At 58.3% G+C, this 23,713-nt stretch carries 33 protein-coding genes; 12 read left to right on the top strand and 21 right to left on the bottom strand.

Features of this window, described 5'->3' with window-relative positions; all coding sequences use genetic code 11:
- Positions 1-32: 32 nt before the first annotated feature.
- The 12 genes from GOW40_RS19925 to folK all read right to left on the bottom strand — a co-directional run bounded on the left by GOW40_RS19925 (position 33) and on the right by folK (position 9,726).
- Positions 33-362: a DUF1491 family protein gene (locus tag GOW40_RS19925; protein ID WP_171102793.1), complete on the bottom strand. Its 330-nt coding sequence runs from the start codon at positions 360-362 to the stop codon at positions 33-35.
- The gene (gene era / locus GOW40_RS19920) at positions 359-1,267 is read right to left on the bottom strand and encodes a GTPase Era (protein ID WP_171130547.1); all 909 of its coding nucleotides are present in this window, start codon (positions 1,265-1,267) and stop codon (positions 359-361) included. The genes GOW40_RS19925 and era overlap by 4 nt, the downstream gene beginning before the upstream one ends.
- A 184-nt stretch (positions 1,268-1,451) precedes the next feature.
- Positions 1,452-2,132 carry a ribonuclease III gene (gene rnc / locus GOW40_RS19915; RefSeq protein ID WP_171102789.1) on the bottom strand — a complete coding sequence of 227 codons (681 nt, stop codon included), beginning with the start codon at positions 2,130-2,132 and terminating at the stop codon, positions 1,452-1,454.
- Positions 2,129-2,965: a signal peptidase I gene (lepB, locus tag GOW40_RS19910; RefSeq protein ID WP_171130550.1), complete on the bottom strand. Its 837-nt coding sequence runs from the start codon at positions 2,963-2,965 to the stop codon at positions 2,129-2,131. Before lepB ends, rnc begins: the two co-directional genes overlap by 4 nt.
- Positions 2,966-3,024: 59 nt before the next feature.
- On the bottom strand, positions 3,025-3,444 hold the full coding sequence (gene acpS / locus GOW40_RS19905; RefSeq protein ID WP_171102786.1) for a holo-ACP synthase: 420 nt from the start codon (positions 3,442-3,444) through the stop codon (positions 3,025-3,027).
- Position 3,445: 1 nt separating this feature from the next.
- Positions 3,446-4,423, bottom strand: coding sequence for an NADPH:quinone reductase (locus tag GOW40_RS19900; RefSeq protein ID WP_171130552.1), 978 nt, complete (start codon positions 4,421-4,423; stop codon positions 3,446-3,448).
- A gap of 44 nt (positions 4,424-4,467) precedes the next feature.
- On the bottom strand, positions 4,468-5,088 hold the full coding sequence (locus GOW40_RS19895; RefSeq protein WP_171130554.1) for a LysE family translocator: 621 nt from the start codon (positions 5,086-5,088) through the stop codon (positions 4,468-4,470).
- Positions 5,085-5,831 (bottom strand): pyridoxine 5'-phosphate synthase, encoded by a 747-nt coding sequence (locus tag GOW40_RS19890; RefSeq protein ID WP_171130556.1) that lies wholly within the window; start codon positions 5,829-5,831, stop codon positions 5,085-5,087. The genes GOW40_RS19895 and GOW40_RS19890 overlap by 4 nt, the downstream gene beginning before the upstream one ends.
- Positions 5,824-6,522 (bottom strand): DUF2062 domain-containing protein, encoded by a 699-nt coding sequence (locus GOW40_RS19885; RefSeq protein ID WP_171130557.1) that lies wholly within the window; start codon positions 6,520-6,522, stop codon positions 5,824-5,826. The genes GOW40_RS19890 and GOW40_RS19885 overlap by 8 nt, the downstream gene beginning before the upstream one ends.
- A gap of 16 nt (positions 6,523-6,538) precedes the next feature.
- The gene (locus GOW40_RS19880; protein WP_171102776.1) at positions 6,539-8,671 is read right to left on the bottom strand and encodes a bifunctional (p)ppGpp synthetase/guanosine-3',5'-bis(diphosphate) 3'-pyrophosphohydrolase; all 2,133 of its coding nucleotides are present in this window, start codon (positions 8,669-8,671) and stop codon (positions 6,539-6,541) included.
- Between the two features lie 25 nt (positions 8,672-8,696).
- A complete protein-coding gene (gene rpoZ, locus GOW40_RS19875; protein WP_171102774.1) occupies positions 8,697-9,050 on the bottom strand; it encodes a DNA-directed RNA polymerase subunit omega in 354 nt (117 codons plus the stop codon).
- Positions 9,051-9,144: 94 nt separating this feature from the next.
- On the bottom strand, positions 9,145-9,726 hold the full coding sequence (gene folK / locus GOW40_RS19870) for a 2-amino-4-hydroxy-6-hydroxymethyldihydropteridine diphosphokinase (protein WP_171130560.1): 582 nt from the start codon (positions 9,724-9,726) through the stop codon (positions 9,145-9,147).
- Between the two features lie 125 nt (positions 9,727-9,851).
- Here folK and GOW40_RS19865 point away from each other — a divergent pair, with 125 nt between their 5' ends.
- The 6 genes from GOW40_RS19865 (at position 9,852) to GOW40_RS19840 (ending at position 13,684) form a co-directional block, all read left to right on the top strand.
- A complete protein-coding gene (locus tag GOW40_RS19865; RefSeq protein ID WP_171102769.1) occupies positions 9,852-10,427 on the top strand; it encodes an NYN domain-containing protein in 576 nt (191 codons plus the stop codon).
- Between the two features lie 187 nt (positions 10,428-10,614).
- Complete coding sequence (gene ispH, locus GOW40_RS19860; protein ID WP_171231134.1) at positions 10,615-11,565, top strand: 4-hydroxy-3-methylbut-2-enyl diphosphate reductase; 951 nt, start codon at positions 10,615-10,617, stop codon at positions 11,563-11,565.
- Entirely contained in the window at positions 11,562-12,014 is a 453-nt protein-coding gene (locus GOW40_RS19855) for a DUF3429 domain-containing protein (RefSeq protein ID WP_171130564.1), read from the top strand. The genes ispH and GOW40_RS19855 overlap by 4 nt, the downstream gene beginning before the upstream one ends.
- Positions 12,011-12,604, top strand: coding sequence for a class I SAM-dependent methyltransferase (locus GOW40_RS19850; protein ID WP_171130566.1), 594 nt, complete (start codon positions 12,011-12,013; stop codon positions 12,602-12,604). The genes GOW40_RS19855 and GOW40_RS19850 overlap by 4 nt, the downstream gene beginning before the upstream one ends.
- Positions 12,597-13,064, top strand: coding sequence for a ribonuclease HI (gene rnhA / locus GOW40_RS19845; RefSeq protein WP_171130568.1), 468 nt, complete (start codon positions 12,597-12,599; stop codon positions 13,062-13,064). The genes GOW40_RS19850 and rnhA overlap by 8 nt, the downstream gene beginning before the upstream one ends.
- Positions 13,061-13,684, top strand: a complete 624-nt coding sequence (locus tag GOW40_RS19840; protein WP_171130570.1) for a trimeric intracellular cation channel family protein — start codon at positions 13,061-13,063, stop codon at positions 13,682-13,684. Before rnhA ends, GOW40_RS19840 begins: the two co-directional genes overlap by 4 nt.
- On the opposite strand, the gene GOW40_RS19835 is transcribed toward GOW40_RS19840, so the two are convergent.
- Genes GOW40_RS19835 through def (GOW40_RS19815) form a run of 5 tightly spaced genes read right to left on the bottom strand, consistent with a single transcriptional unit; the run spans position 13,681 to position 16,088 of the window.
- A complete protein-coding gene (locus GOW40_RS19835; RefSeq protein ID WP_171130573.1) occupies positions 13,681-13,917 on the bottom strand; it encodes a GlsB/YeaQ/YmgE family stress response membrane protein in 237 nt (78 codons plus the stop codon). The genes GOW40_RS19840 and GOW40_RS19835 overlap by 4 nt on opposite strands.
- A 1-nt stretch (position 13,918) precedes the next feature.
- The gene (locus tag GOW40_RS19830; RefSeq protein WP_170400813.1) at positions 13,919-14,155 is read right to left on the bottom strand and encodes a hypothetical protein; all 237 of its coding nucleotides are present in this window, start codon (positions 14,153-14,155) and stop codon (positions 13,919-13,921) included.
- A gap of 6 nt (positions 14,156-14,161) precedes the next feature.
- Positions 14,162-15,076, bottom strand: coding sequence for a methionyl-tRNA formyltransferase (gene fmt / locus GOW40_RS19825; RefSeq protein WP_171130575.1), 915 nt, complete (start codon positions 15,074-15,076; stop codon positions 14,162-14,164).
- 2 nt (positions 15,077-15,078) lie between these two features.
- A complete protein-coding gene (gene def, locus GOW40_RS19820) occupies positions 15,079-15,573 on the bottom strand; it encodes a peptide deformylase (RefSeq protein WP_171102754.1) in 495 nt (164 codons plus the stop codon).
- A complete protein-coding gene (def, locus tag GOW40_RS19815; protein ID WP_171130577.1) occupies positions 15,570-16,088 on the bottom strand; it encodes a peptide deformylase in 519 nt (172 codons plus the stop codon). Before def (GOW40_RS19815) ends, def (GOW40_RS19820) begins: the two co-directional genes overlap by 4 nt.
- Positions 16,089-16,182: 94 nt before the next feature.
- Between def (GOW40_RS19815) and GOW40_RS19810 the strand changes: the two genes are divergently transcribed.
- Both GOW40_RS19810 and GOW40_RS19805 read left to right on the top strand, forming a co-directional pair.
- Positions 16,183-17,355 carry a MalY/PatB family protein gene (locus GOW40_RS19810; protein ID WP_171130580.1) on the top strand — a complete coding sequence of 391 codons (1,173 nt, stop codon included), beginning with the start codon at positions 16,183-16,185 and terminating at the stop codon, positions 17,353-17,355.
- A 27-nt stretch (positions 17,356-17,382) separates the two neighbouring features.
- Complete coding sequence (locus GOW40_RS19805) at positions 17,383-17,541, top strand: hypothetical protein (RefSeq protein ID WP_171130582.1); 159 nt, start codon at positions 17,383-17,385, stop codon at positions 17,539-17,541.
- Positions 17,542-17,698: 157 nt separating this feature from the next.
- Here GOW40_RS19805 and GOW40_RS19800 read toward each other — a convergent pair whose 3' ends face one another.
- Positions 17,699-18,052: a hypothetical protein gene (locus GOW40_RS19800; RefSeq protein ID WP_171130584.1), complete on the bottom strand. Its 354-nt coding sequence runs from the start codon at positions 18,050-18,052 to the stop codon at positions 17,699-17,701.
- A 174-nt stretch (positions 18,053-18,226) separates the two neighbouring features.
- Between GOW40_RS19800 and GOW40_RS19795 the strand changes: the two genes are divergently transcribed.
- On the top strand, positions 18,227-19,216 hold the full coding sequence (locus GOW40_RS19795) for a glutathione S-transferase family protein (RefSeq protein WP_171130586.1): 990 nt from the start codon (positions 18,227-18,229) through the stop codon (positions 19,214-19,216).
- Here GOW40_RS19795 and GOW40_RS19790 read toward each other — a convergent pair.
- Positions 19,198-19,560, bottom strand: a complete 363-nt coding sequence (locus GOW40_RS19790; RefSeq protein WP_171130588.1) for a response regulator transcription factor — start codon at positions 19,558-19,560, stop codon at positions 19,198-19,200. The two genes, GOW40_RS19795 and GOW40_RS19790, sit on opposite strands and share 19 nt — an antisense overlap.
- Before the next feature lie 183 nt (positions 19,561-19,743).
- Between GOW40_RS19790 and cobD the strand changes: the two genes are divergently transcribed.
- From cobD to GOW40_RS19775, 3 genes are read left to right on the top strand one after another with little or no spacing between them, the layout of a single operon-like run.
- Entirely contained in the window at positions 19,744-20,706 is a 963-nt protein-coding gene (cobD, locus tag GOW40_RS19785) for a threonine-phosphate decarboxylase CobD (protein ID WP_171130590.1), read from the top strand.
- Entirely contained in the window at positions 20,703-21,623 is a 921-nt protein-coding gene (cbiB, locus tag GOW40_RS19780; RefSeq protein ID WP_171136765.1) for an adenosylcobinamide-phosphate synthase CbiB, read from the top strand. The genes cobD and cbiB overlap by 4 nt, the downstream gene beginning before the upstream one ends.
- Before the next feature lie 12 nt (positions 21,624-21,635).
- Positions 21,636-22,799 carry a lytic murein transglycosylase gene (locus GOW40_RS19775; protein WP_171130594.1) on the top strand — a complete coding sequence of 388 codons (1,164 nt, stop codon included), beginning with the start codon at positions 21,636-21,638 and terminating at the stop codon, positions 22,797-22,799.
- A 13-nt stretch (positions 22,800-22,812) separates the two neighbouring features.
- Here the strand turns inward: GOW40_RS19775 and GOW40_RS19770 are convergent, their stop codons facing one another.
- Both GOW40_RS19770 and GOW40_RS19765 read right to left on the bottom strand, forming a co-directional pair.
- Positions 22,813-23,151, bottom strand: coding sequence for an acyl-CoA thioesterase (locus tag GOW40_RS19770; protein WP_171131213.1), 339 nt, complete (start codon positions 23,149-23,151; stop codon positions 22,813-22,815).
- A 187-nt stretch (positions 23,152-23,338) separates the two neighbouring features.
- Positions 23,339-23,689, bottom strand: a complete 351-nt coding sequence (locus GOW40_RS19765) for a hypothetical protein (RefSeq protein ID WP_171130596.1) — start codon at positions 23,687-23,689, stop codon at positions 23,339-23,341.
- Positions 23,690-23,713 lie beyond the last annotated feature (24 nt).

Genomic DNA, 23,713 nt, shown 5'->3' with positions numbered 1-23,713 from the left:
TCCTGTCGGCAGCCATGGAAGTTGAAGGGTTGTTATTCCAGCCCTTCTTCACCCAGCAAATGCCGCCCTTGCCGGTCTTCGACCTCGATTACCCAAAGATCAGGGTCAAAGCTGCGTTGTTTGGCGATGGCAGAATCCACGTCCAGCTCAGCACCTTTGGAAAGCTCGACCCAAATGCGTTCACCGCTCATCAGGTCAAAGCTGCGCTGAAAGGCAACGGCCTGGCCGTCAAGTGTGTTCAGCTTGACCAGAACGGCGCCTGCGGTGTTGTCCCCATGGGTGACGACAAAGGCCGGGATGTCCTGGAACCGCAACCGGGCCAGATATGCATGAACCCAGAACTCGGCCGTCAGACGCGTCATGCGTTACCGTCTTTGAAATCCAGACCCATTTCCGAATAGCGCTCGGATTCCTCCAGCCAGTTGGGCCGAACTTTGACTTGCAGGAATAGATGGATCTTGCGGTCGAGAAACTCTTCCAGCTCGGCCCGCGCGGCCTGGCTGACCGCCTTGATCGTCTCGCCCTTTTTGCCAAGAACGATGCCCTTGTGGCCGTCGCGCATGACATAGATCACCTGATCGATCTTGGCGGAGCCGTCCTTTCGCTCTTCCCAGCTCTCGGTCTCGACGGTCAGCTGATAGGGCAGTTCCTGATGCAGGCGCAGCGTCAGTTTCTCACGCGTCATTTCAGCAGCGATCATGCGCAGGGGCAGATCAGCGATCTGGTCCTCGGGGTAGAGCCACGGGCCTTCCGGTAGCTTAGCGGCAAGCCATCTGCGCAGGTCATCAACACCGTGGCCTTTCTCGGCCGAAATCATGAAGGTTTCGGCAAAGGGGTATCGCGCGTTCAGATCGCTGGTCAGGGCCAAGAGCTTCTCACTTGGCACTTTGTCAATCTTGTTGATGGCCAGTGCGATCGTGCGGCCCTGCCCGATCTCTTCCAGACCTTCGAGGATGCGTTCAACCCCTTCGGTGATACCGCGATGCGCCTCGACCATCAGCACAACGATATCCGCATCTGCCGCTCCGCCCCATGCTGCGGCCACCATGGCGCGGTCCAAACGTCGACGGGGTTTGAACAGGCCCGGCGTGTCGACAAAGACCAACTGCGCGTCGCCTTCCATCGCCACGCCACGGATGCGGGCGCGGGTGGTCTGCACCTTATGGGTCACGATTGAGACCTTAGCCCCGACCATGCGGTTCAAAAGAGTGGATTTGCCCGCGTTGGGCTCTCCGATCAGGGCGATAAATCCGGCGCGTGTGGTCATATCTGTTGCGATCCTGGTTGCAGGTGCGCACCCCTATAGCAGATTGCACCGACGGGCCAGAGGGATTTGGTGCTTTGGGCTTGGGTCTATAAGCGCTAGAGGGGTCCACCCCCTTCACCCGGACGCCGTCCGGGCTCAACCTCAGGGTATTTTGGGCCAGATGACGTGGGGAGCGTGATTTGAGTTATTTGGACAGGGTATCCAGCAGCGCTTTGGCGGCCGCCTGTTCGGCCTGACGTTTTGATCCAGCTGTGGCTTGGGCTTCGGTTCCGTCCTGCAGTCGCGCGGCGATGGTAAAGATCGGTGCGTGATCCGGGCCGCTGCGTTTGGTTTCCACATATGATGGCGGTTTCTGACCCCGTGCCTGAGCCCATTCCTGCAGCGCGGTTTTGGCGTCGCGGGCGTCGGCCTCAACCGAATGAATGCGGTCGCCCCAAAGGGCCAAGATCACATCGCGCGCAGCCTCGAACCCCGCGTCGCGGTAGATCGCTGCGATTACCGCCTCCATCGCATCCCCCAGCAGGGCTTGCTTGCGGCGCCCGCCGGAAAGCATCTCGGAACGGCCCAACTTCAATACCGCCCCCAGATCGATCTGGCGGGCCACATCGGCGCAGGCCTCTTTGCGCACCAGAGCGTTGAAACGCGGGGCGAGTTGCCCTTCGGTGGCTTTCTTGTCTGCTTCGAGCAAGGCAGTGGCCATCACCAGACCCAAGACCCTGTCGCCCAGAAACTCAAGCCGCTGATTATCAGGTCGCGTCGGCGACGACACCGACCCATGGGTCAGCGCCCGCAAAAGCAGCTCGGGGCTTTGAAATTCATAACCCAAGCGTTTTTGAAAAGCCTGTATCTCAGACGATAGCTTCACTTGACGGCCTTAAAGAACCTGTCGCCGCGCCATGTCCAGAAGAACAGCATCGAACGGCCAGCCGATGAGAAGAAGATACGATCTGCGCGGCCGATCAGGTTTTCGTAGGGCACATATCCGACACCTCCGGCCGATTGCGGCAGTCGGCTGTCAGCCGAGTTGTCGCGGTTGTCCCCCATAAAGAAGTAGTGGCCTTCGGGCACGTTGTAGATGCCTGTATTGTCCGATCCTTGATTGCCGATATTCAGAACGTCATACGAGACGCCATTTGGAAGGGTTTCAATCGAGCGGGACTTTTCGCAGGCGCCGCCAATCCCCACCGGGCCATTTTCGCATCGCGGACGCAGACCTTGCGGGCCCTGAGGCTCTGCGATTTCGGTGAACACGCCATCGGGCTGTTGTGGCACGGCAACATCGTTCAGGATGATCTGGCCATCGCGGATCTGGATACGGTCGCCGGGCAAGCCAATCAGGCGCTTGATATAATCACGCCCAGTGACCGGGTGACGGAACACGATCACGTCGCCGCGCTCAGGCTCTCCGCCCCAGATGCGGGTATTGTCGCCTTTCATCCAGCCGCAGATATCTTCAGCGTCGATATTCAGACCAAAGCGTGGGATGATCAGGCTGGGACAAGAAGCATAGGAATAGCCATAGGTCATCTTGTTGACGAACAGGAAATCCCCGATCAGCAGCGTTTGCTTCATCGACCCCGAGGGGATCCAGAACGGTTGAAAGAACAGGGTGCGGAATACACCTGCGATCAGCAGCGCATAGACGATGGTTTTGATCGTCTCCCAGACGCCGCTTCCGGTCTTGGCTTCCTCGGCCATACTGCTCTCTCCAGTCTTTGCTTGGCTTTGCTGCTACATGCGGGGATGGTAGGGGCAAGTCAAGGCCGCGTGGCGTGATCTTGAAGGGGCCGCGCCTCGATCACCACGAAGGCCTGTGCCCAGGGGTGGTCATCGGTCAGCGTCACGTGGATGATGGCTTCGTACCCTTCCGGGGTCATCTCTTTTAGGCGCTCAGCCGCCCAGCCGGTCACATGCATGATAGGTTGGCCCGTACGCAAGTTGCTGACCGCCATGTCCTTCCATGCGATGCCCATGCGCAGCCCGGTGCCCAGCGCCTTAGAGCACGCCTCTTTCGCCGCCCAGCGTTTGGCGTAGGTGCCCGCCGTGTCTGCTCGACGTTCCGCCTTGCGCTGTTCGGTCTCGGTAAAAACGCGATTGCGGAACCGATCGCCAAACCGGTCCAGCGTACCCTGGATGCGATCGATATTGGCGAGGTCTGTGCCGATACCGAGGATCACTTCAGACCTCCAAAACCACTGTGCCCAGTTTCTGCCCCGCCTCAACCATCTGATGGGCGGCAACGGCATCTTCCAAACCACCAGCGGGCACGACCGCGTGGCTCAGCGCGCCTTGGTCCAACCACTGGGTCAATTGCGCCTCGCCCTTGCGGCGGGTGGCGGCGTCCAGTTGGTAGACGATCAACATATGCAGGCGGATGTTCTTGAACATGAAGCCATAGAAATCCAACTCGGGCCGCATTTGTGAGGCTGAGGCATAGCTGGCAATCGTACCACCCGGTCGGATCAGGGCCAGCGAGGCAGCTTGGTTGGCGGCGAAATCCACCTCGACGATGCGGTCCACACCTACGCCTTGGGTCATATCCAGCACGGCTTCGGTCACGTCATCGGTGCGGTAATTGATCCAATCCGAAGCACCGGAATGGGCCGCCTTTTCTTCCGAACTGACGGTAGTGATCACCCGCGCGCCGCCCAGCGCCGCCATTTGGCAGGCATAGCGCCCTACGGTCCCCGCCCCGCCGGTGACCAGAACGGTTTTTCCTTCGATTGGGCCGTCGCCAAAAAGAGCGTACCAGGCTGTCAGCGCCGGTATTCCCAAGCACGCCCCTTCGGCAAAGCTTGTCCCATCCGGCAGCCAAACAGCCTGTTCGGATGGCAGGGCGATGTATTCGGCACCCGTTCCGAAAGCACGCTGCCATTGACCGTTCCAGATCCAGACCCGCTGGCCAACCCGTGCCGCATCGACGCCTTGCCCCACAGCTTCGATCACGCCAGCACCGTCAGAGTGGGGGATGACCAGAGGATATGCCATCACGGCACCGGGGCGCGCACCACCGCGCAGCTTTACATCTGACGGGTTGATCCCACTGGCATGAACGCGCACCAGAACTTCGCCTGGCGCGGGATTTGGCACAGGCATCTCGGTGATGCTCAGCACGTCTGCGGCGGGGCCAAATTCTTCGTAAGTTATTGCTTTCACAATTCGCCTCGATTCACGTTGTCATAAGCAAAGGCACAAAACACCTATAACCGCACCGTCAGTATCTTGTAGCTTGCGACACCAAAGAAACCTGCAAACGCCAAGTCAAACCAGCGACGTGTGTTGCGATAGATACGGACCATTCTTTCGGACGAAAAAAGAAATGCATAGCCGATGAAAACCAGCAAAGAACCCACATAAAGCATCAAGAAATACGCCAAAAGGACCGATAACCCGGCGTTCTCGGGCGCAACAATGGCATAGATAGATCCCCAGCTTAGGATTGCTTTGGGATTGGTAAGATGTATCGCCGCGCCCTTGGCGAAGACGGTGCCAAGGCTACCAGTGACAGGTCTTCCCATCACAACCTCATCCGAGTTGAAAGCCCGACGCAACGCCTTGAGCGCCAGCCAACTCAAATAGGCAACGCCAACATACCGGATCACCTCAAAGACCCAGACATTTGCAAGCATGATAGCCGAAAGGCCTAAAGCGGCCGCTATGCCCCAACTTGCTGAGCCCGCACAAATGCCCAGAGCAAAAACCAAACCCGAACGACGTCCTTCGTTCATTGCCGTACCGGCGATGCCCATGGTTGCAGGTCCGGGCGACCCACCTGCCATAAGCCAGGCGAACCAAATAGCGATAAAAGCCGGGGTAATCATGCGCGCGCCACATCCATCAGGCGGCGCATTTCGCGGATCGCGGGATCGAGGCCCAGAAAAATCGACTCACCGATCAGGAAGTGACCGATGTTCAACTCGCGCACCTCGGGGAAGGCTGCGATGGGCATGACCGTGTCATAGGTCAAACCGTGCCCGGCATGGACCTCAAGACCCAGTGAATGGGCAAATGTGGACATCTGCCGCAAGGCTTCCAATTCCCACGCGGCGTCGTCCTCTCGGCCTTCGGAGAACGCATCGCAATAGGCGCCTGTGTGCAGCTCGATCACTTCCGCTCCGATCCGGTGGGCAGCTTCGATCTGTCGCTGATCCGCAGCGATGAAGATGGACACCCGGCAGCCCACGTCACGCAGGGGCGCAATGAAATGCGCCAGCTTGTTTTCTTCGCGCGCAACTTCCAGCCCGCCTTCGGTGGTCCGTTCCTCACGCTTTTCGGGCACGATACAGACCGCATGTGGCTTGTGACGCAGGGCGATTTTCTGCATCTCATCGGTTGCCGCCATCTCAAAGTTCAGCGGAACCGAAAGCACTTCCATCAGCCCATCTATATCCGCGTCCGAGATGTGGCGGCGGTCTTCACGCAGATGGGCGGTAATGCCGTCAGCACCCGCCTCTTCCGCCAGTTTGGCAGCCCGTAATGGGTCGGGGTAAGCCCCGCCCCGCGCGTTGCGGACGGTTGCCACATGATCGATGTTCACACCCAAACGCAGATGGTTGTCAGACATCCGTTGATTCCTCTTTCACAGTTCGGCCCGAGACTATGGGCATTGCCCCCGGAACGGCAGAGTTTTCTTGTGCAAGGCGTTTGATTTCCTCGAACTTCGCCTTGATCCGCGCGCGGCGGCGCTGCTGATAGGTGAGGATCAATGGATAGCTGAGGTAATAACAGATAACGCCTGCGATCAGGCCTGGAATGATCCCGCCGATCATGTAGGGGAAGAACACATCATCATAGAACTTGTCCAAACCGCGCCAGTCAGCAACGCGATCCGAAAAAATTGCGAAAAAGTTGTTCTTCAGGTCGCCCAGGGCATCGGCAAACTTGGAGCCCAGGCCTTGCGTGTCACTTTCGTCATATTCCGTACCCAGTAGGAAATGACCCGTTTGCAGACAAATCACACCGATCGGAACATAGGTCAGCGGATTGCCGAAAAACGTTCCGCTGAGCGAGGCCAGTATGTTGCCTTTGATCAGACGTGCTCCAATCGCGGCCACCACAAAATGCATCCCGTAAAACGGTGTGAAGGCCGCAAAGACCCCGGCACCAATCCCGCGCGCGATGCGGTCAGGTGTATCGGGAAGCCGGCGCACCCGGTGTTTGACATAGAGGAAGGCGCGGGTCCAACCGCCGCGCGGATAAACGAATTCCGATGCGATCTGGATAGGCGAGCGTCGATCTCGGCGCTTGAATACCACTCCTGATCACCCTTTCCTAACCAGCTGCAACTGCGGTTTTAGCTATATCCCGGTGCCGTTCAACTGCAGCCACATCACTTTCCGCCTCAAGCATCAGCATCAGCGAATGCAGCTGCTCAAGATCACGCAGCTCAACGCTCAGCAACAGGCGGTAAAAATCGGGTTTACGATCGACAAATTGCAAGTTCGAAATATTGGCCTTCTTCTCGCCGATCAATGTGCAAATGCGACCCAGAACTCCGGCGTCATTGCCAATGGTCAGCTCAAGCGTGGCGCTGTAGACAGCCGGGTGAGTACCGGAATGCCAATGTAGATCCACCCAACGCTCGGGCTCGCTCTCGAACTCGCTGAGCCGGTCACAGTCGATGGCGTGCACCACAACACCTTTGCCACGATAGGTGATACCAACAATGCGCTCGCCCGGCAAAGGCTGACAACAAGGCGCACGATCAAAGCCCTGACCGGGCTCAAGACCGATCACTGCACGCCGCAACGGGATCGCGTCGCCTTCGTCTTTTGTCAGCTCGGGATAGACCGCCTCGACCACATCATGCGCTGTCAGCTCAGCGCTGCCCAAGCGCGCAAGAAGCTCATGCCGGTCGTTCAAGCGCAAGTGTTTCGCGGCGGTGTCCAACGCCTTGTCCGTTGCTTTGCGCCCGACATGTTCGAAACCCGAGCGTGCCAATTCCTTACCCAGCTTGATAAAGCGTTCGCGGTCCACCTCGCGCAGCGCCCTGCGGATGGCCGTGCGCGCCTTGCCGGTCACCGCTATCTCAAGCCAGGTGACCTGCGGCGTCTGCCCATCAGCCGTAATGATGTCGACGGATTGACCGTTTTTCAGACGGGTCCAAAGCGGAACGCGGATACCGTCAACTTTGGCACCCACACAAGCGTGCCCGATGCGTGTGTGGATGGCATAGGCAAAATCAATCGGAGTTGCCCCACGTGGCAGTTTCACAACATCCCCTTTGGGCGTGAAGCAGAACACCTGGTCCGAGTACATCTCCAGTTTGACGGCTTCGAGGAAATCTTCGTGATCCTCTTCGCTGTCGAACTGTTCGGTCAGATTGGCAATCCATTTGGCGGGATCGACCGCAAACGGGTTTTCCGAGCGAACGCCGTCACGATAAGACCAGTGCGCAGCCACGCCTGTTTCGGCCACGTCATGCATCTGGCGGGTGCGAATCTGCACCTCGACGCGTTTGCCGTCACGCCCAGATACCGTGGTGTGGATCGAACGATAACCGTTCGACTTCGGTTGACTGATGTAGTCCTTGAACCGTCCCGGCACCGCGCGCCAGCGTTGATGGATCGCGCCCAGCGTACGATAACAATCTTCCTCAGACCCGGTGATGATCCGAAAACCATAGATGTCAGATAGCCGCGAAAAGCCCTGATCCTTTTCCTGCATCTTGCGCCAGATCGAATAGGGCTTTTTAGCGCGCCCAAAGACCTCGGCCTCAATCCCGGCCTTATCCAACTCGTGCCGCATGTCACCAGTGATCCGGTGGATCACGTCGCCGGTTTCGCGTTGCAAGGTGATAAACCGACGAATGATCGATTGCCGACCTTCCGGGTTCAACACGCGGAAAGCGAGATCTTCCAGCTCTTCGCGCATCCAATGCATCCCCATGCGGCCGGCAAGTGGCGCGTAGATGTCCATCGTTTCGCGCGCTTTTTGAACCTGCTTTTCAGGACGCATCGCCTTGATCGTGCGCATGTTGTGCAAACGGTCGGCCAGCTTGACCAGGATCACCCGTAGATCCTTGGACATGGCCATGAACAATTTGCGGAAGTTTTCGGCTTGCTTGGTTTCTCGGCTGGACAGTTGCAGATTGGTCAGTTTGGTAACGCCATCGACCAGCTTGGCAACCTCATCGCCGAACAGGTCCGCCACCTTCCCATAGTTGGCCTTGGTGTCTTCGATCGTGTCGTGCAGCAAAGCCGTGATGATCGTCGCATCATCCAGACGTTGTTCGGTCAGGATGGCGGCAACAGCAACGGGATGGGTAAAATAGGGCTCGCCGGAATGGCGAAACTGCCCCTCGTGCATCTGTTTCCCGAACTCATAGGCCCGGGTGATGCGGTCAACATTCGTTTTCGGGTTGTAGTTGCGGACCAGCGCAATCAGGTCGTCAGCAGAAATCATCCGGTCCGCACCTTCATACTGGGGCTTAGCCCTGGCCCTGTGCCTCCATCAGGGCACGCAGGAGCTTTTCTTCGGACATGTCGTCTTCGACAGGCTTGTCCGAATCTGCACCCATAAGCAGTGCCATCTGATCTTCTTCCGGCTCGTCAACTTCGATCTGGGTCTGGTTCGACTCGATCAGACGCTCGCGAAGCTCATCTGCGCTTTGGGTTTCGTCTGCGATTTCCCGCAACGAAACAACAGGGTTCTTGTCGTTGTCACGCTCAACGGTGATCGACGCACCAGCGGAAATCTCGCGTGCCCGGTGGGCTGCAAGCATAACCAGTTCGAACCGGTTCGGGACCTTGTCTACACAATCTTCAACCGTAACGCGGGCCATTGGGCGCTCTCCGTAACTTCATCCGTGGCAAGAAGGGGTTTATCTAAGCGCGAATCCCGGCCTTTACAAGCAAGAAATACGGCCAACCGGCAGATCACAGGGGCTGAATAGCCGAGATGTCTTCGTCGGGCAGGTTGTCCAGCATCTGCCGCACGGTTTGGCCCAAAACGGGATGAGTCCAATCGGGCAGAATATCCGCCATCGGAACCAACACAAATGCCCGGTCCTGCAAGCGCGGATGCGGCAATATCAACTGTTCGGGCGCCGATTTCATTTGTTCTGTCGAGGGCAGCAGACGCCAATGATTGTATTCTTTGAGGCTTGGTGAGACCTGATCGCCGCAGCACACCATGTCCAAATCAAGTGTTCGCATTCCCCAACGCTGCTGTCGTTGTCGTCCAAACCGGTTCTCTATTTCGTGTAATATGTCCAAAACAGACCGGGATGGCAGTTCGCTACCGACCAGAACGGCAGCATTCACATAATCAGGCCCGGAACCGGCGGGAAAACACGGTGTCTTGTAAAAACGACTTCTGGCGCGAATCACCAAACCAGAAGTTTCCATTGCGTCAACTGCACGTTCAAGTGTCATCTCGGGGCTTTGCGATCTCAAACTGAGATTAGCCCCAAGGGCCACAACGGTATCTAAAGTATTATTAACCAAGGATACCTCCATATTCGGTTCAGAGAATACTTGCGGTAACAGCCAAATGACTTATTTTAGGCTCATCATTGTGCTGACCAATTTTTTCTCACTCACGGATCTCACGGCACGATGTCTTGTACCGAAAGGGTCTTTTTATGTTCTACAAAGACGAACGGCTAGCGCTGTTCATCGATGGATCGAACCTCTATGCCGCCGCCAAAGCGCTTGGGTTCGACATCGACTACAAACTCCTCCGCCAGGAATTCATGCGCCGAGGCAAACTGCTTAGGGCATTCTACTACACCGCACTACTGGAAAACGACGAATATTCGCCGATCCGGCCTTTGGTAGATTGGTTGCACTACAACGGCTTCACCATGGTGACCAAACCAGCCAAGGAATACACCGACGCGATGGGGCGTCGGAAAGTCAAAGGCAACATGGACATCGAATTGACCGTCGACGCCATGGAGCTTGCACCACGCGTTGATCACATTGTGCTGTTCTCGGGCGATGGGGATTTCCGCCCGCTGATTGCCAGCCTGCAACGTCAAGGCGTTCGGGTCTCGGTCGTGTCGACCATTCGCAGCCAACCCCCGATGATCTCGGATGAGTTGCGCCGCCAGGCAGATAATTTCATCGAATTGGAAGATCTGCGCGACGTCATTGGCCGCCCACCTCGCGAAATGCCAACCGATACGCGCGGCGTAGCAGTGGCCGGAGGCAGCTAAGCTTTTCTGGCCCACACAAGCGAAAAAAATAAACGCGGTCAGAGCATTTGCCCTGGCCGCGTTTCTTTAACTAAGACTTGGTGATCAAACACCTGTTTCTTATCTACGATTCATGTCAAACAAATGACGCGCTCCTGTCTGGACCAAGGCAGGTAAAAGACCTAACTGCCTCGTAAGGAGACAGATGATGACCAAGCCCCCCCTGACCTTGTACCTTGCCGCCCCGCGCGGGTTCTGCGCCGGTGTGGATCGCGCGATCAAGATTGTCGAAATGGCAATCGAGAAATGGGGGGCGCCCGTCTATGTGCGCCATGAGATCGTGCACAACAAATTCGTGGTCGACAGCCTACGCGACAAAGGCGCGGTCTTTGTCGAAGAATTGGATGAATGTCCTGACGACCGGCCCGTCGTGTTCTCGGCGCACGGGGTTCCGAAGTCGGTTCCCGCGGAGGCGTCTCAGCGCCAAATGGTGTTTGTCGATGCCACCTGCCCTTTGGTATCGAAAGTGCATGTCGAGGCGCAACGCCATTCGGATGCCGGGCTACAGATGATCATGATCGGCCATAAAGGCCACCCCGAGACTATTGGCACCATGGGACAACTGCCCGAGGGTGAGGTGCTGCTGGTAGAAACCGTCGCAGATGTCGCAACCGTGACGGTCCGCAACCCGGAAAAGCTAGCCTTTGTCACCCAAACCACGCTTTCGGTGGATGACACGAAGGACATCATCGCCGCGCTGCAAGATCGCTTCCCGGCCATTGTCGGCCCACACAAGGAAGATATCTGCTATGCGACCACCAACCGGCAGGAAGCGGTAAAAGCCGTGGCGCCAAAATCAGATGCATTGCTGGTAGTGGGCGCGCCCAACTCGTCGAACTCGCGCCGCCTTGTCGAAGTCGCGTCGCGCGCAGGCTGCAATTATGCGCAACTTGTTCAGCGCGCGACAGATATTGACTGGCGCGCGCTTGAGGGGATTTCCAGCGTCGCGATCACCGCCGGTGCCTCAGCCCCCGAGGTCCTCGTAAACGAGGTCGTCGACGCGTTTCGCGCCCATTACGACGTCACCGTTACACCTGTGGAAACCGCAACCGAAAACGTCGAATTCAAAGTCCCGCGCGTTTTGCGAGAACCTGCATGAACGGCATTCCCCGTGCCCCCCTGTTCTTGGCATTGGCGGGCCTGATACCCTTTGTTTGGGGGGCGCTGACTCTTTTGAATAACGATCTTCAGGCCTGGGGCAGCCGTGCCTTGGGGCCACGGATGGTCGGGCCTTATGTGCAGCTGTTCTATGGCTCGGTCATCCTCAGCTTTATGTCCGGGGTTCTCTGGGGCTTCGCCACAAAAACCGCGGGAACCAAGGCGACAATCTGTTATGGCCTGTCAGTGCTGCCTGCCCTGTGGGCGTTTTTCATGACAGGAGGTGGACCTGTGGCTGCCGGCCTGAACCTGATGACCGGCTTTGTCGGCCTTCTGATCCTGGATGCCCTATTCTGGCAATGGGGGCTGGCACCGCGTTGGTGGCTGAAACTGCGCCTGTTGCTCACCACCGTCGTTGTTTTGTGCCTGGCCGTCGGAGTGTACCTGTGACCGATCAAGACACCATTGCCGTCTATGACGCTCAAGCCGAAAAATATGCGCAGCTTACCAATGAGGACAACGCAGCCGATCCTCGGGTTTCCGAGTTCATCGCTGCAATTCCCGCAGGTGGACGCGTCTTGGATCTTGGATGCGGGCCGGGAACCTCGGCCGCGCTTATGGCCCAAGCCGGATTGGTTGTGGACGCGACAGATGCCTCAGCCCGCATGGTCGAACTTGCCTCGACCCATCCCGGCGTGACAGCCCGACAAGCCGGATTCGCAGACCTTGACGCTGCAGGCCTGTATGATGGGATTTGGGCCAATTTCAGCCTGCTCCACGCCGCACGGGCGCAATTTCCCAGCCATCTGGCCGCTATTCAGAATGCGTTGAAACCCCGTGGCATCTTCTTTATCGCGATGAAATTGGGCCAAGGTGAAGGCCCGGATCGGCTGGGGCGGTTCTATAGCTATTATTCCGAGGATGAATTGAAGACCTACATGAAGGATGCCGGTTTCACGGTAGTCAGCCAACGCACCGGTCGCGGAACGGGCCTGGATGGCTCGGAGTCGGACTGGATCGGATTGCACACCTATGCCTGAGCTTTTTGCCTATACCGATGGGGCCTGTTCCGGCAATCCGGGCCCCGGGGGCTGGGGAGTCTTGCTGCGCGCCATGCAAGGCGAGACCGTTCTGAAGGAACGCGAACTGAACGGCGGCGAGGCGGAAACCACCAATAACAGGATGGAGCTTCTCGCCGCGATCAGCGCGCTTGAAACGCTGGAGCGCGCGTCCACCATCACCATCGTGACTGACAGCGCCTATGTGAAAAACGGTGTGACCGGCTGGATTTTCGGCTGGAAACGGAACGGCTGGAAAACCTCGAACAAAAAACCCGTCAAGAATGTGGACCTTTGGCAGCGTCTGGATGCGGCGCAAGAGCGGCACGATGTGACATGGGAATGGGTCAAAGGTCATGCAGGTCATCCCGAAAACGAGCGCGCCGACGAATTGGCGCGTGCCGGTATGGCCCCGTTCAAACCCAAAAAGTCAGAAGCATGACGGAGCTGTCGCTGCTGGATTACGCATCGGTTCTGGTCTTTGCCCTGACCGGGGCGCTGGTCGCCAGCCGGGCGCAGCTGGACCTTGTGGGATTTGCGTTCATCGCCTGCCTGACGGCGGTAGGCGGTGGCACGGTACGAGATCTGCTGCTGGACCGACATCCGGTTTTCTGGGTGTGTCAACCCAACTATGTCCTGATCGCCTGTGCAGCAGCCGTTCTGGTGTTCTTCACCGCACATCTGGTTGAAAGCCGTTACCGCTGGCTGATCTGGCTGGACAGTTTTGCCCTGTCCATCGCAGTCGCGGCGGGGACAGGCGCAGCCCTGTCACTGGATCAGTCGGGGGTGATTGTCGTGCTGATGGGTGTGACCACCGGCTGCCTGGGTGGTTTGATGCGCGATGTGGTCTGCAATGAAGTGCCGTTGGTGCTGAAACAAAGTGAACTTTACGTGACCTGCGCTTTTGCAGGGGCAGTGACGGCTGTCATGGCGACCCGGTTGGGTTTGGATGCTCTACCCGCGCTTGGCCTCTGCGCTTTGGTCTGTTGGGGGCTCAGGGCCGGATCCTTGTTGTTTGGCTGGCAACTACCGGTTTACAAAGGGCGCCCACCATCGGCTTAGCGCCGCAGGTAGGTTTTCCAGATCCAGATCACCAGCAAAGCGCCCAGAACCGCACCGACGAAACCGGACATCCAGCCCATCACCGAGGCAAGCGAACGTAGGATCACCCCACCCAAAAGGGCGCCGACAATACCGATCAATAGCGTGGCCGGGATGCTTGCTTCGATCCGCATCAGGCGTGTGGCTAGAAAACCGGCTGCGGCTCCGATGATGATCAACACGACGATGGGCATGTCATTTTCTCCAATGCGTGGGGACGATGATCAGCGCACCAATCGAAGACAGCACCGCATCAAGTCCCGGCGGTCCAAAGCTGATGCCAAACATGATGCGGACGAAATAGAACAGGAACGCGCCGCCGACACATATGATGATCGACGGCAGGTACCCGTTATGGGTGAACCCGGTCTTCTCGGATAGATAGCCCACAATCCCGGCAATCACGACAGTGCCCATCAGGACCATGAACATGGCGGTCTACTCCGACGAAAGACGGGTGCCGACCGGGATCGGCCACCCTCGCAAGAAAGTTTCCCTATCCTGCGCGCCTTTGCCCGCCCGTTGCAAGCGCAACAACTCAACCGCACCTTCCCCACAGGCCACGCGCAGCTGGTCATCCAGCACCTCTCCCACCGATCCCTGCCCCTCGGCCAGCCGAGAGGAGAGCAACTTGATCCGCTCGCCCTCGATTTCAGTCCACGCGCCAGGAAACGGAGACAGCCCGCGGATTTTTCGATCCACCTCGGAGGCGGGTGCTGACCAGTCGATGCGCGCTTCGGCTTTGTCGATCTTGCTGGCATAGGTCACGCCTGCCTCGGGTTGAGGTTCCGGGGTCAGGTCCGGCAATTGGGCCAAGGCCCGAACAATCAGCGCCGCCCCCATATCCGACAGGCGATCATGTAGCTGGGCGGTGGTTTCCTCAGCCCCGATATCAGTGGCCTGACGCAGCAGAACGGACCCGGTGTCCAGCCCGGCCTCCATCTGCATGATACAGATCCCGGTCTGCGCGTCACCGGCCATGATCGCACGGTGGATCGGTGCCGCCCCGCGCCAGCGCGGCAACAGGCTGGCATGGATATTCAGACACCCTTGGCTGGGCGCATCCAGAATGGGTTGCGGCAAGATCAGCCCATAGGCGACCACCACGGCCACATCAGCTTTCACTGCAGCAAAACGGTCTTGTTCTTCGGGGGATTTCAAAGAGGTCGGATGCCGCACCTCTAACCCCAAGGCTGCAGCCCGCGCATGCACCGGCGTTGGACGATCTTTCTTACCCCGCCCGGCAGGACGCGGCGACTGACAATAGACGGCGGCGATCTCGTGCCCGGCCTCGATCAGCGCATCCAGCACCGGCACCGAGAATTCCGGCGTTCCCATGAAGATAACACGCATCGCTACCCCTGTTTCTTGGCCTTGCGCAGCAGCATGTCGCGCTTGACCTTGCTCAGCCGGTCAAAATACATCCGCCCGTTCAAATGGTCGATCTGATGCTGCACGCTGGTGGCTTCGATCCCGACAAAGTCGCGGCGGTCGATCATGCCCTGTTCGTTCAGAAACCGCACGGTCACCGCGCGAGGGCGTTTCACCTTGGCCGAGACACCCGGCAGGTTTGGGCTGGCCTCATCATGTTCACGCAGCTCGACTGAGCTGTGCAGGATCTCGGGATTGGCCAGACGCACCGCCTTGCCGCGCTGCGTCGATCCGTCAACAACCGCCAATCGCAACATCACCCCGATCTGTGGCGCTGCCAGTCCAACGCCTGGCATCGCCTCCATCGTGTCGATCATATCGTCCCAGATGGCACGGATCTCATCGGTGATCTCGGATACTTTTTCGGCCTTGGTGCGCAGGCGTTTGTCAGGCCAAGGCAGGCATGTGCGCACCGTCATGCGCGCGCCCGTTCACGTTTGAGCTTTTGCATCTTGCGCGTGATCATCTGACGCTTGAGTGGTTTGAGATAGTCGATGAACAGCTTGCCGTTCAAATGATCAATCTCGTGCTGCACACATGTGGCCCACAACCCGTCGAACGTCTCTTGCTGCGCGTTTCCGTCACGGTCCAGCCAGGCGACATCCACCACCTTGGGGCGCGTGACCTCGGCATATTGCTCGGGGATCGACAAGCAGCCTTCTTCGTAGACATTCGTCTCATCCGATGACGCGATGATCTCGGGGTTGAACATGATCAACGGGCGCGGAGACTCGCCTTCTTCTTTGACGCAATCCACCACGATCAGCCGGTCCAGCACCCCGATCTGAGGTGCCGCGAGGCCGATGCCCGGAGCGTCATACATCGTTTCCAACATGTCATCGGCCAGGCTACGCAGTTCGTCGGTGATATCGGCCACCGGCGCGCAAACCTTTTTCAGGCGGGGGTCAGGATGGATCAGGATATTGCGTTTCATGAGGCTGATTTAGGCCATCGCGCCCGTCACCGCAACGGCCCCCTTGCACCCGATCGATTTGTGGTTAGCTTTCGCCCCGACAGATGGAGATGACATGACTTTCAACGACCTGATCGACCGCCGGGGCACCAACTCTTCAAAATGGGACAAGATGGAGCGTCTCTATGGCGTGTCGCCCGAAGATGGCTTGGCCATGTGGACGGCAGATTCCGACTATGCGACCGCCCCTTGCGTGATCGAGGCCGTGCGCGCGGCCGCAGAACACGGCGCGTTTGGATATTCGTGGATACACCCGGACTACTTGAACGCGGTGCAGTGGTGGATGAACACGCGTCACAACTGGCAGATCGACACGGATTGGATTCTCACCTCGCAAGGTTTGGGCAACGCGATTGCCTTGTCGCTGGACGTCTGGAGCGCACCGGGCGATGGCGTGGTGATCTTCTCGCCTGTCTATCATGAGTTTGCGCATAAGGTGAACAAGGCCGGTCGACGTCTGGTCGAATGCCCCTTGGTGCGCGATGGCGACAGCTATGCGCTGGATCTGGAGGATGCGCAACAGCGCCTGGACGGGTCCGAAAAGCTGTTGCTGTGGTGTTCTCCGCAGAACCCTTCGGGCCGGGTCTGGACCGCGGATGAGCTGCGCGCGGTGGCGGGTTTTGCCAAGCGGAACGGGTTGATACTGGTATCGGACGAGATTCATCACGACCTTGTCTATCCCGGAAACACGTTTGTGCCGATGGATATCGCTGCCCCCGAGGCACGCCCTTGGACAGTGACCCTGACCGCCGCATCGAAAACCTTCAACATCGCCGGTCAGCGCACCGGGAATATGATCATCCCAGACCCGAAACTGCGCGCGGAAATGCGCCACCGGTTGCAGACGCTGGACTATGATCCCAGCGCATTGGGCGTGGCGATGATCACGGCCGCCTATTCCCCGGAAGGGGCGGCATGGGCGGATGCTCAGGTCGCGCATCTGGATGAAAACCGCAAGCTGTTCGATGCCACCATTGCCGAAATCCCTGGGCTCTGGTCGATGCCGCTCCAGGCAACCTATCTGGCTTGGGTCGATTTTTCGGGCACCGGGATGAACCATGCCGAGTTTGTGAAACGCCTGCGTGAAGATGCGCGTATCGCCACCTCATCCGGCCCGGGTTTTGGCCCGGGCGGAGAAACGTTCGAGCGTTTCAACCTCGCCACGCAGCGCGCGCGGGTGGAAGAGGCCTGCGTTCGGTTGAAACAGGCATTCGGCGATTTGCAATAAGGCAGCGACAGCATTCCACGGCAAAAAATGGAAGATCAAAAACGGTATTCTGCCGGCTTGCTTGCCGAGTCGGAGATCAATCAAGCATTCACTGAAGCTGCTTTCACCGGTGGCGAGCCGCGCAAAGCGCCTTGGCAGGCGTTTCCCGACAACGGTCGTTCATATATGGGGCCTGATGAAGAATAGGTGCTGGCCTTCCGGAAACGGATCCAGTGATGAAATGCGCGCGAACAGTCTAGGTTCAAAAATCACACCCTGAGCCAAAAAGTTGGGCTGGCGAGTACGGCGGAATCACTCAAAGCTTAGGGTGGCGACACCTTCGCCCCGAAGCGTCTTCCGACCCCTATTCGTCGGATTCCAGCAAAGCAATCGGTGCGTCGGGCGCGCGATAGAAATCCAACGGCGCTTTGTCATGCGCCGCCGTGCTGCGTTTGAATTCGTAGCGCATTTCACCCGCCTGTTCTTCATCCGCGATGATCAGGCATTGATACAGGTGATTTGCCCCATCAAAAATGTCGACCAATCCGCGCAGGCGCGGTGTTGATGCCGCCTCAACCGCAAAGCCATCTTTCCACAATGAAAGGATTTTATAGGCATTGTCGCCAAATTCGACACGAAGGCGACTGGCTTTTTTCAAGGATGCGATTCGCGCAGCGTCCAATTCAGCGTGAATTTCTTTTGAAACATAGGTACTCATTCAAAAAACTCCCCAAGCGCACTCTATTTTGACCCCATCCAGGTAAGAATCCAATGAACACGCGCAGGACCTTTTCGACTGTGTGCATCGCTGCAGGCAATCTGCGCGTCAATTCCGGTAGGAAAACACAAAGCCAAGACCTAGGTTCGACTTCAACCAATCGGAGGACGAAAGATGGGGCTGCTTGTTGACGGCATCTGGCACGACCAGTGGTATGACACCAAATCCAATAATGGCGCTTTCAAAAGATCTGCAGCTCAGTTTCGCAACTGGATCACAGCCGATGGGGCCGCCGGACCTTCGGGCAAAGGCGGGTTCAAGGCGGAAAGCGGACGGTATCACCTCTATGTCAGCCATGCCTGTCCCTGGGCGCATCGCACACTGATCTTCCGTGAACTCAAAGACCTGAGCAATCATATCTCCGTCTCGGTTGTTCATCCCGACATGCTGACACAAGGCTGGACTTTTGACACCGACGAAAACGGTGCCACAGGCGACGATCTCTATGGGCTCGACTTCGCGCATCAGATCTATACCAAAGCTGATCCTACCTATTCCGGGCGCGTGACCGTTCCGATCCTGTGGGACAAGGTGCAGGAAACGATCGTGTCGAACGAAAGCTCGGAAATCATCCGCATGTTCAATTCAGCCTTTGACAGGATCACCGGAAACACCGACGACTATTGGCCCGAAGCGATGCGCGACGAAATCGAAGAGGTGAACGCCCGCATCTATTCGAACGTCAACAACGGCGTCTACAAATCCGGCTTTGCCACATCGCAAGAGGCCTATGACAATGCGGTTGCGCCGTTGTTCGAGACCTTGGACTGGCTGGAAGATCGCCTGGTGCGAAACCGCTACCTGATGGGCGAGCGCGTGACCGAAGCAGATTGGCGCCTGTTCACAACCCTGATCCGGTTTGACCCGGTCTATCACCTGCATTTCAAATGCAACCGCAAGCGTCTGATCGATTACCCGAACCTATGGGCCTATACGCGCGAATTGTATCAGTGGCCGGGCGTGGCCGAGACGGTGAATATGAACCACATCGTGCGTCACTATCACTTTAGCCACGAAAGCATCAATCCGCACCGGATCATTCCGGTCAATCCACAGTTGGATTACCTGGAACCACACATGCGGGATCAGCGCCCCGCGGCATAGTGCTCGACCATCGCGGCCAAGTCTTCGGGCGGGGTACTGCTTTGAACATAGGCGCAGGCATTGGCGCTATGGGAAAAGATTGACCCGTCCGAAAAAAAGGTTGTGTTGGTAACAAAGATGACGCGCGCCTCTGGTCGGCGATAGCTTGCGAAATCGGCAACAGCCAGAGCGCTGCCGGTCTCGAGAACCAGGTCCAGCACGATGATCTCGAAATCCGTTCCGTAAAGTGCAAGAATCGCGGCTTCCTGAGTTCCCACCAAAGTGACCTCGGCACCCTGTCTCTCCAGATGCCTTTTCCAAACCCGACCGAGGTCAGGATTACTCTCAACAATCAGTACTTTCATTTGCAACTACCTCGGCACGTGATATGATGCGTTATGCCGACCCCCAAGGTCCGTGATCCAGCCAAATCCTTAACAAAGTGTTAACATGACCTGTCACTGGCCCTGCTCGCGCGGATTTGCTTGCCCGAACGGCGAAAATCCGCTTGAAACGGGAAAATCCGGCCAAATCCAACGAATTGTACGATGAACCACTCTGACAGTTTGAACCCACGCGCAACACGCGACCATGGCGGTGGGCTCGCCGCTGCGATGGAGCGTTATGGTGGCATCCGCGGGGACTGGCTTGACCTATCGACAGGCATCAATCCTCATGCTTATCCGATCGGCGAACTGTCTGGCGCGGATTTGACGGCGCTACCCGACCATGATGCTTTCCAGGCCATAAGCGGCGCGGCCCGCGCCTTCTGGAACGTACCGGATCAGGCTGCAATTCTACCCGCACCTGGCGCTTCGGCTCTGATCGCGCGCATTCCCGCACTGGCGGACCCGGGGCGTGTGCGGATCACAACACCCACCTATAACGAACATGCTGCAGCTTTTGTGGCGCATGGATGGAACGTTCAGGAAGCAGGCCCGGCGGAAGCGCGGGTTCTGGTGCACCCCAACAACCCAGATGGCCGCCTGTGGACGGCCAGTGACGCGGATGCCGCGCTGACCGTGATCGATGAAAGCTTTTGCGATGTGACGCCGGACAAGACATTGATCCAATTGGCCGAGCGACCGGGAGTGATCGTTTTAAAGAGCTTTGGCAAGTTTTGGGGGCTTGCGGGTCTGCGCCTGGGCTTTGCCATTGGTCAACCAAGTGTCATCGATTGGCTCAATGACCTGACAGGACCGTGGGCCGTTTCGGGCCCTGCCTTGCGCATCGGAGAGCGCGCTTTGCGCGACCTGAGCTGGGCCGAGGAGACACGCGCTCGCCTGAGCCAAGACGCAGACCGTTTGGATGCGATGTTGGCCGCACACGGAGCACAAGTCGTAGGAGGCACCAGCCTCTTTCGCCTGTATCGCGTCGACAGGGCGTTCGCGTGGCAAGACCGCCTGGCCCAAGCACATATCTGGAGCCGGATCTTCCCCTATTCCGACACCTACCTGCGCCTGGGCCTGCCACCCTCAGATTCTTGGGACCGGCTTGAGGCCGCGCTGTGACCACCGCGCTTTTGCTGATCGCCGCGATGTGCCTCGATGCCGCGTTGGGCGAGCCGGACTGGCTTTGGTCTCGCATTCGCCACCCCGCCGTTCTCATCGGCACCTGTATTGGCTGGCTAGACCAGCGCTTGAATCGCGGATCAGGCAAACGCGTGAAAGGAACTGCGGTACTAGCTCTGTTGATCATCTGCGGCTGGGGTATCGGAGCCCTGTTGGCACAATTGGGACCAATCGTCGAAATCCTCGTTTGCGCCATTCTTCTGGCCCAGAAATCGCTGGTCACGCACGTACGCGATGTCGCCAACGGACTGCAGATTTCGCTAGAAGAAGGACGCGGTCGGGTCGCCATGATCGTCTCACGTGATACGCGCGCCATGAGCCAGCCTCAGGTCGCGCGGTCGGCCATCGAAAGTGCCGCAGAAAACCTCAGCGATGGGGTCATCGCACCTGCATTCTGGTTTCTGCTGGGCGGGCTGCCCGGGATCCTGATCTACAAGGCTGTCAACACAGCCGACAGCATGATCGGGTACCGCAGCGAAAAATACGCGTCCTTCGGTTGGGCCGCTGCCCGATGTGACGACCTGCTAAACCTGATCCCCGCGCGCCTGACCTGCGTGATGATCATGTCGCTGTCGGGCACATGGTCGCGCTGGCGCGAGATCGTTGCCGACGCGCGACGCCATATCTCACCCAATGCCGGATGGCCCGAGGCCGCTATGGCCCGCGCGCTCGGGATCGCGCTGGCCGGGCCGCGAAGCTATGATGGCACGATGCGCGATCTGGCCTGGGTCAATGGTGACGCCCAGCGTGAGATCGGCCCGCATGAGGTTTTTCGCGCTTGTACCATGCTTTGGCAGGTTTGGGGGCTTGCGCTTGGCGCGCTGTCAGTGTGGGTTGGGATCACACTGATTTTCTGACGGGACATCTTGATGCGCTTTCTTACAGGCCTGATCGCCGCCACCCTGCTTGCCACCCCTGCCCTGGCCCAATGTGGCGGTGGGTTTAACAGCTTCGTCAAAGGGTTGAAGGCCGAGGCTGTTCAGCAAGGCTTTGACAAAGCAACCGTCGACGCGTTTTTCAAAGGTGTGCAACAGGACGGTGCCGTGTTGAAAGCAGACCGCGCACAAGGCGTGTTCCAAAAACCGTTCATCGAGTTTTCCCGCCGCCTGATCTCGGCCAACCGGATTGATCGAGGCAAGGCGATGTCGGGCAAGTATGACGCGGAGTTTGACCGGATCGAACGCGAATATGGTGTGTCACGCGGTGTCTTATTGGCCTTTTGGGCGTTCGAGACTGACTACGGATCGTTTCAAGGCGATTTCAACACCCGCAACGCGCTGGTAACCCTGGCCCATGATTGTCGCCGCCCCGAGCTCTTCCGGCCTCAGATTTTTGCCGCGATCGAGCTTTATCAGAACGGTGATTTCGACCCTGCCCGCACAACGGGTGCCTGGGCGGGTGAGATCGGCATGGTCCAGATGCTGCCCCGCGACATTCTGGAGAACGGCATCGACGGGGATGGTGACGGCAAGGTGTCGCTGAAAACCTCTGCCCCGGATGCGCTGCTGTCAGGGGCCAAGATGCTGTCGCATCTGGGCTGGAAGCCGGGTCAACCCTGGCTGCAAGAGGTTACCGTGCCTGCGCAGATGGATTGGTCGCTGTCTGGCCCCGGAAAACCGCGCCCGGTCTCAGACTGGCAGGCCATGGGTGTACAGGCGCGCAACGGGTCGCTCAGCAACCTGCCCGCTTCCCTGATCCTGCCGCAAGGGCACCAAGGGCCTGCCTTTCTGGCGTACCCGAATTTCGACGTCTATTTCGAATGGAACCAAAGCTTTGTCTATGTGTTGACCGCTGCCTATTTCGGCACACGGCTAGAGGGAGCTCAGATCTATGACGCAGGCAATCCCGCTCCGGGGCTCTCTGGGGGGCAAATGAAGCAATTGCAGACCAAGCTGCAAGCCCGTGGCCATGACGTCGGCAAGATCGACGGCATTCTGGGTGCGGGAACGCGGGCGGCTGTGCAGGCCGAGCAGGTCCGGCTGGGTTTGCCCGCAGATGCGTGGCCCACGACCGAATTGCTGAACCGTCTCTAGCGGGGCACCTCGCTCAAGCCTCCAGGTCAATCGGGCGCGATGTTCCGTCCTCATCCAGGGCAACAAACACGAAATCCGCATCCGTTACCTTTTGCCCATTGTCCGATTGCCGGGGACGGGCCCAGACATCCACATGAACGCGGATGGATGTACGGCCCACTTTCACCAGTGTGGCGTAGAGCGTCACCTCATCCCCCACTTTGACCGGTTGAAGAAACTGCATCGCCTCGACAGACACCGTGGCCGCCCGTCCCTGCGCCACCCGCGCCGCCATGTTTCCAGCCGCCAGATCCATTTGCGACATCAACCACCCGCCAAAGATATCCCCTGCCGGATTGGTATCGGCTGGCATAGCGATGGTACGGATGACCAGAACGCCTTCATCCTGCTGCCGCCCATGTGATGCGCGCCTCTTTGCCCGCGCAAGCCGTTCATCGCTGTCATTCGTCACTGCTTAGATCCTTCCGGTGGCAATGTGCACCACCTTCGATGCGCAACTGTCCAGATTCCACGCGCCGGGTGCGTTGTTAAACCCTGTGTCACTCCGGCCGCACCGGATAGCGATCCCCTTTTTGGTCAATCAGGATCAACCGATCACCGCTGCGGACATAGAGGTCGCAGCGACTGAACCCATTGCGATAGTCGATACAGATGCTCCCGTCCTCGGCGATGGAATAGGTGCCAAAGGCAGATTCCCCGCTGGCATAGGTATAGGAATAGGCCCCACCGGCCGAGAATTTCGATTGACCATCGTCATAGAAAGTCAGCGTACGGCCTGCCAGTGCCTCCAAATCTTGCACCGACAGGGGCACATCGCCGGGTTTGGTGGGCCATTCCGCGGCGCTTAGGGGTGAGGCGACAATTAGGGCAAGGAACAGAAATCGGGTCATGAGATCAGCTTAGCCTAAGCGATC

Source organism: Ruegeria sp. HKCCA6707, from assembly GCF_013033515.1.
In the GTDB taxonomy this organism is placed as follows: Bacteria; Pseudomonadota; Alphaproteobacteria; order Rhodobacterales; family Rhodobacteraceae; genus Ruegeria.
Note: the sequence above shows the minus strand (reverse complement) of the source record. Positions and strands in the feature narration are given on the sequence as shown.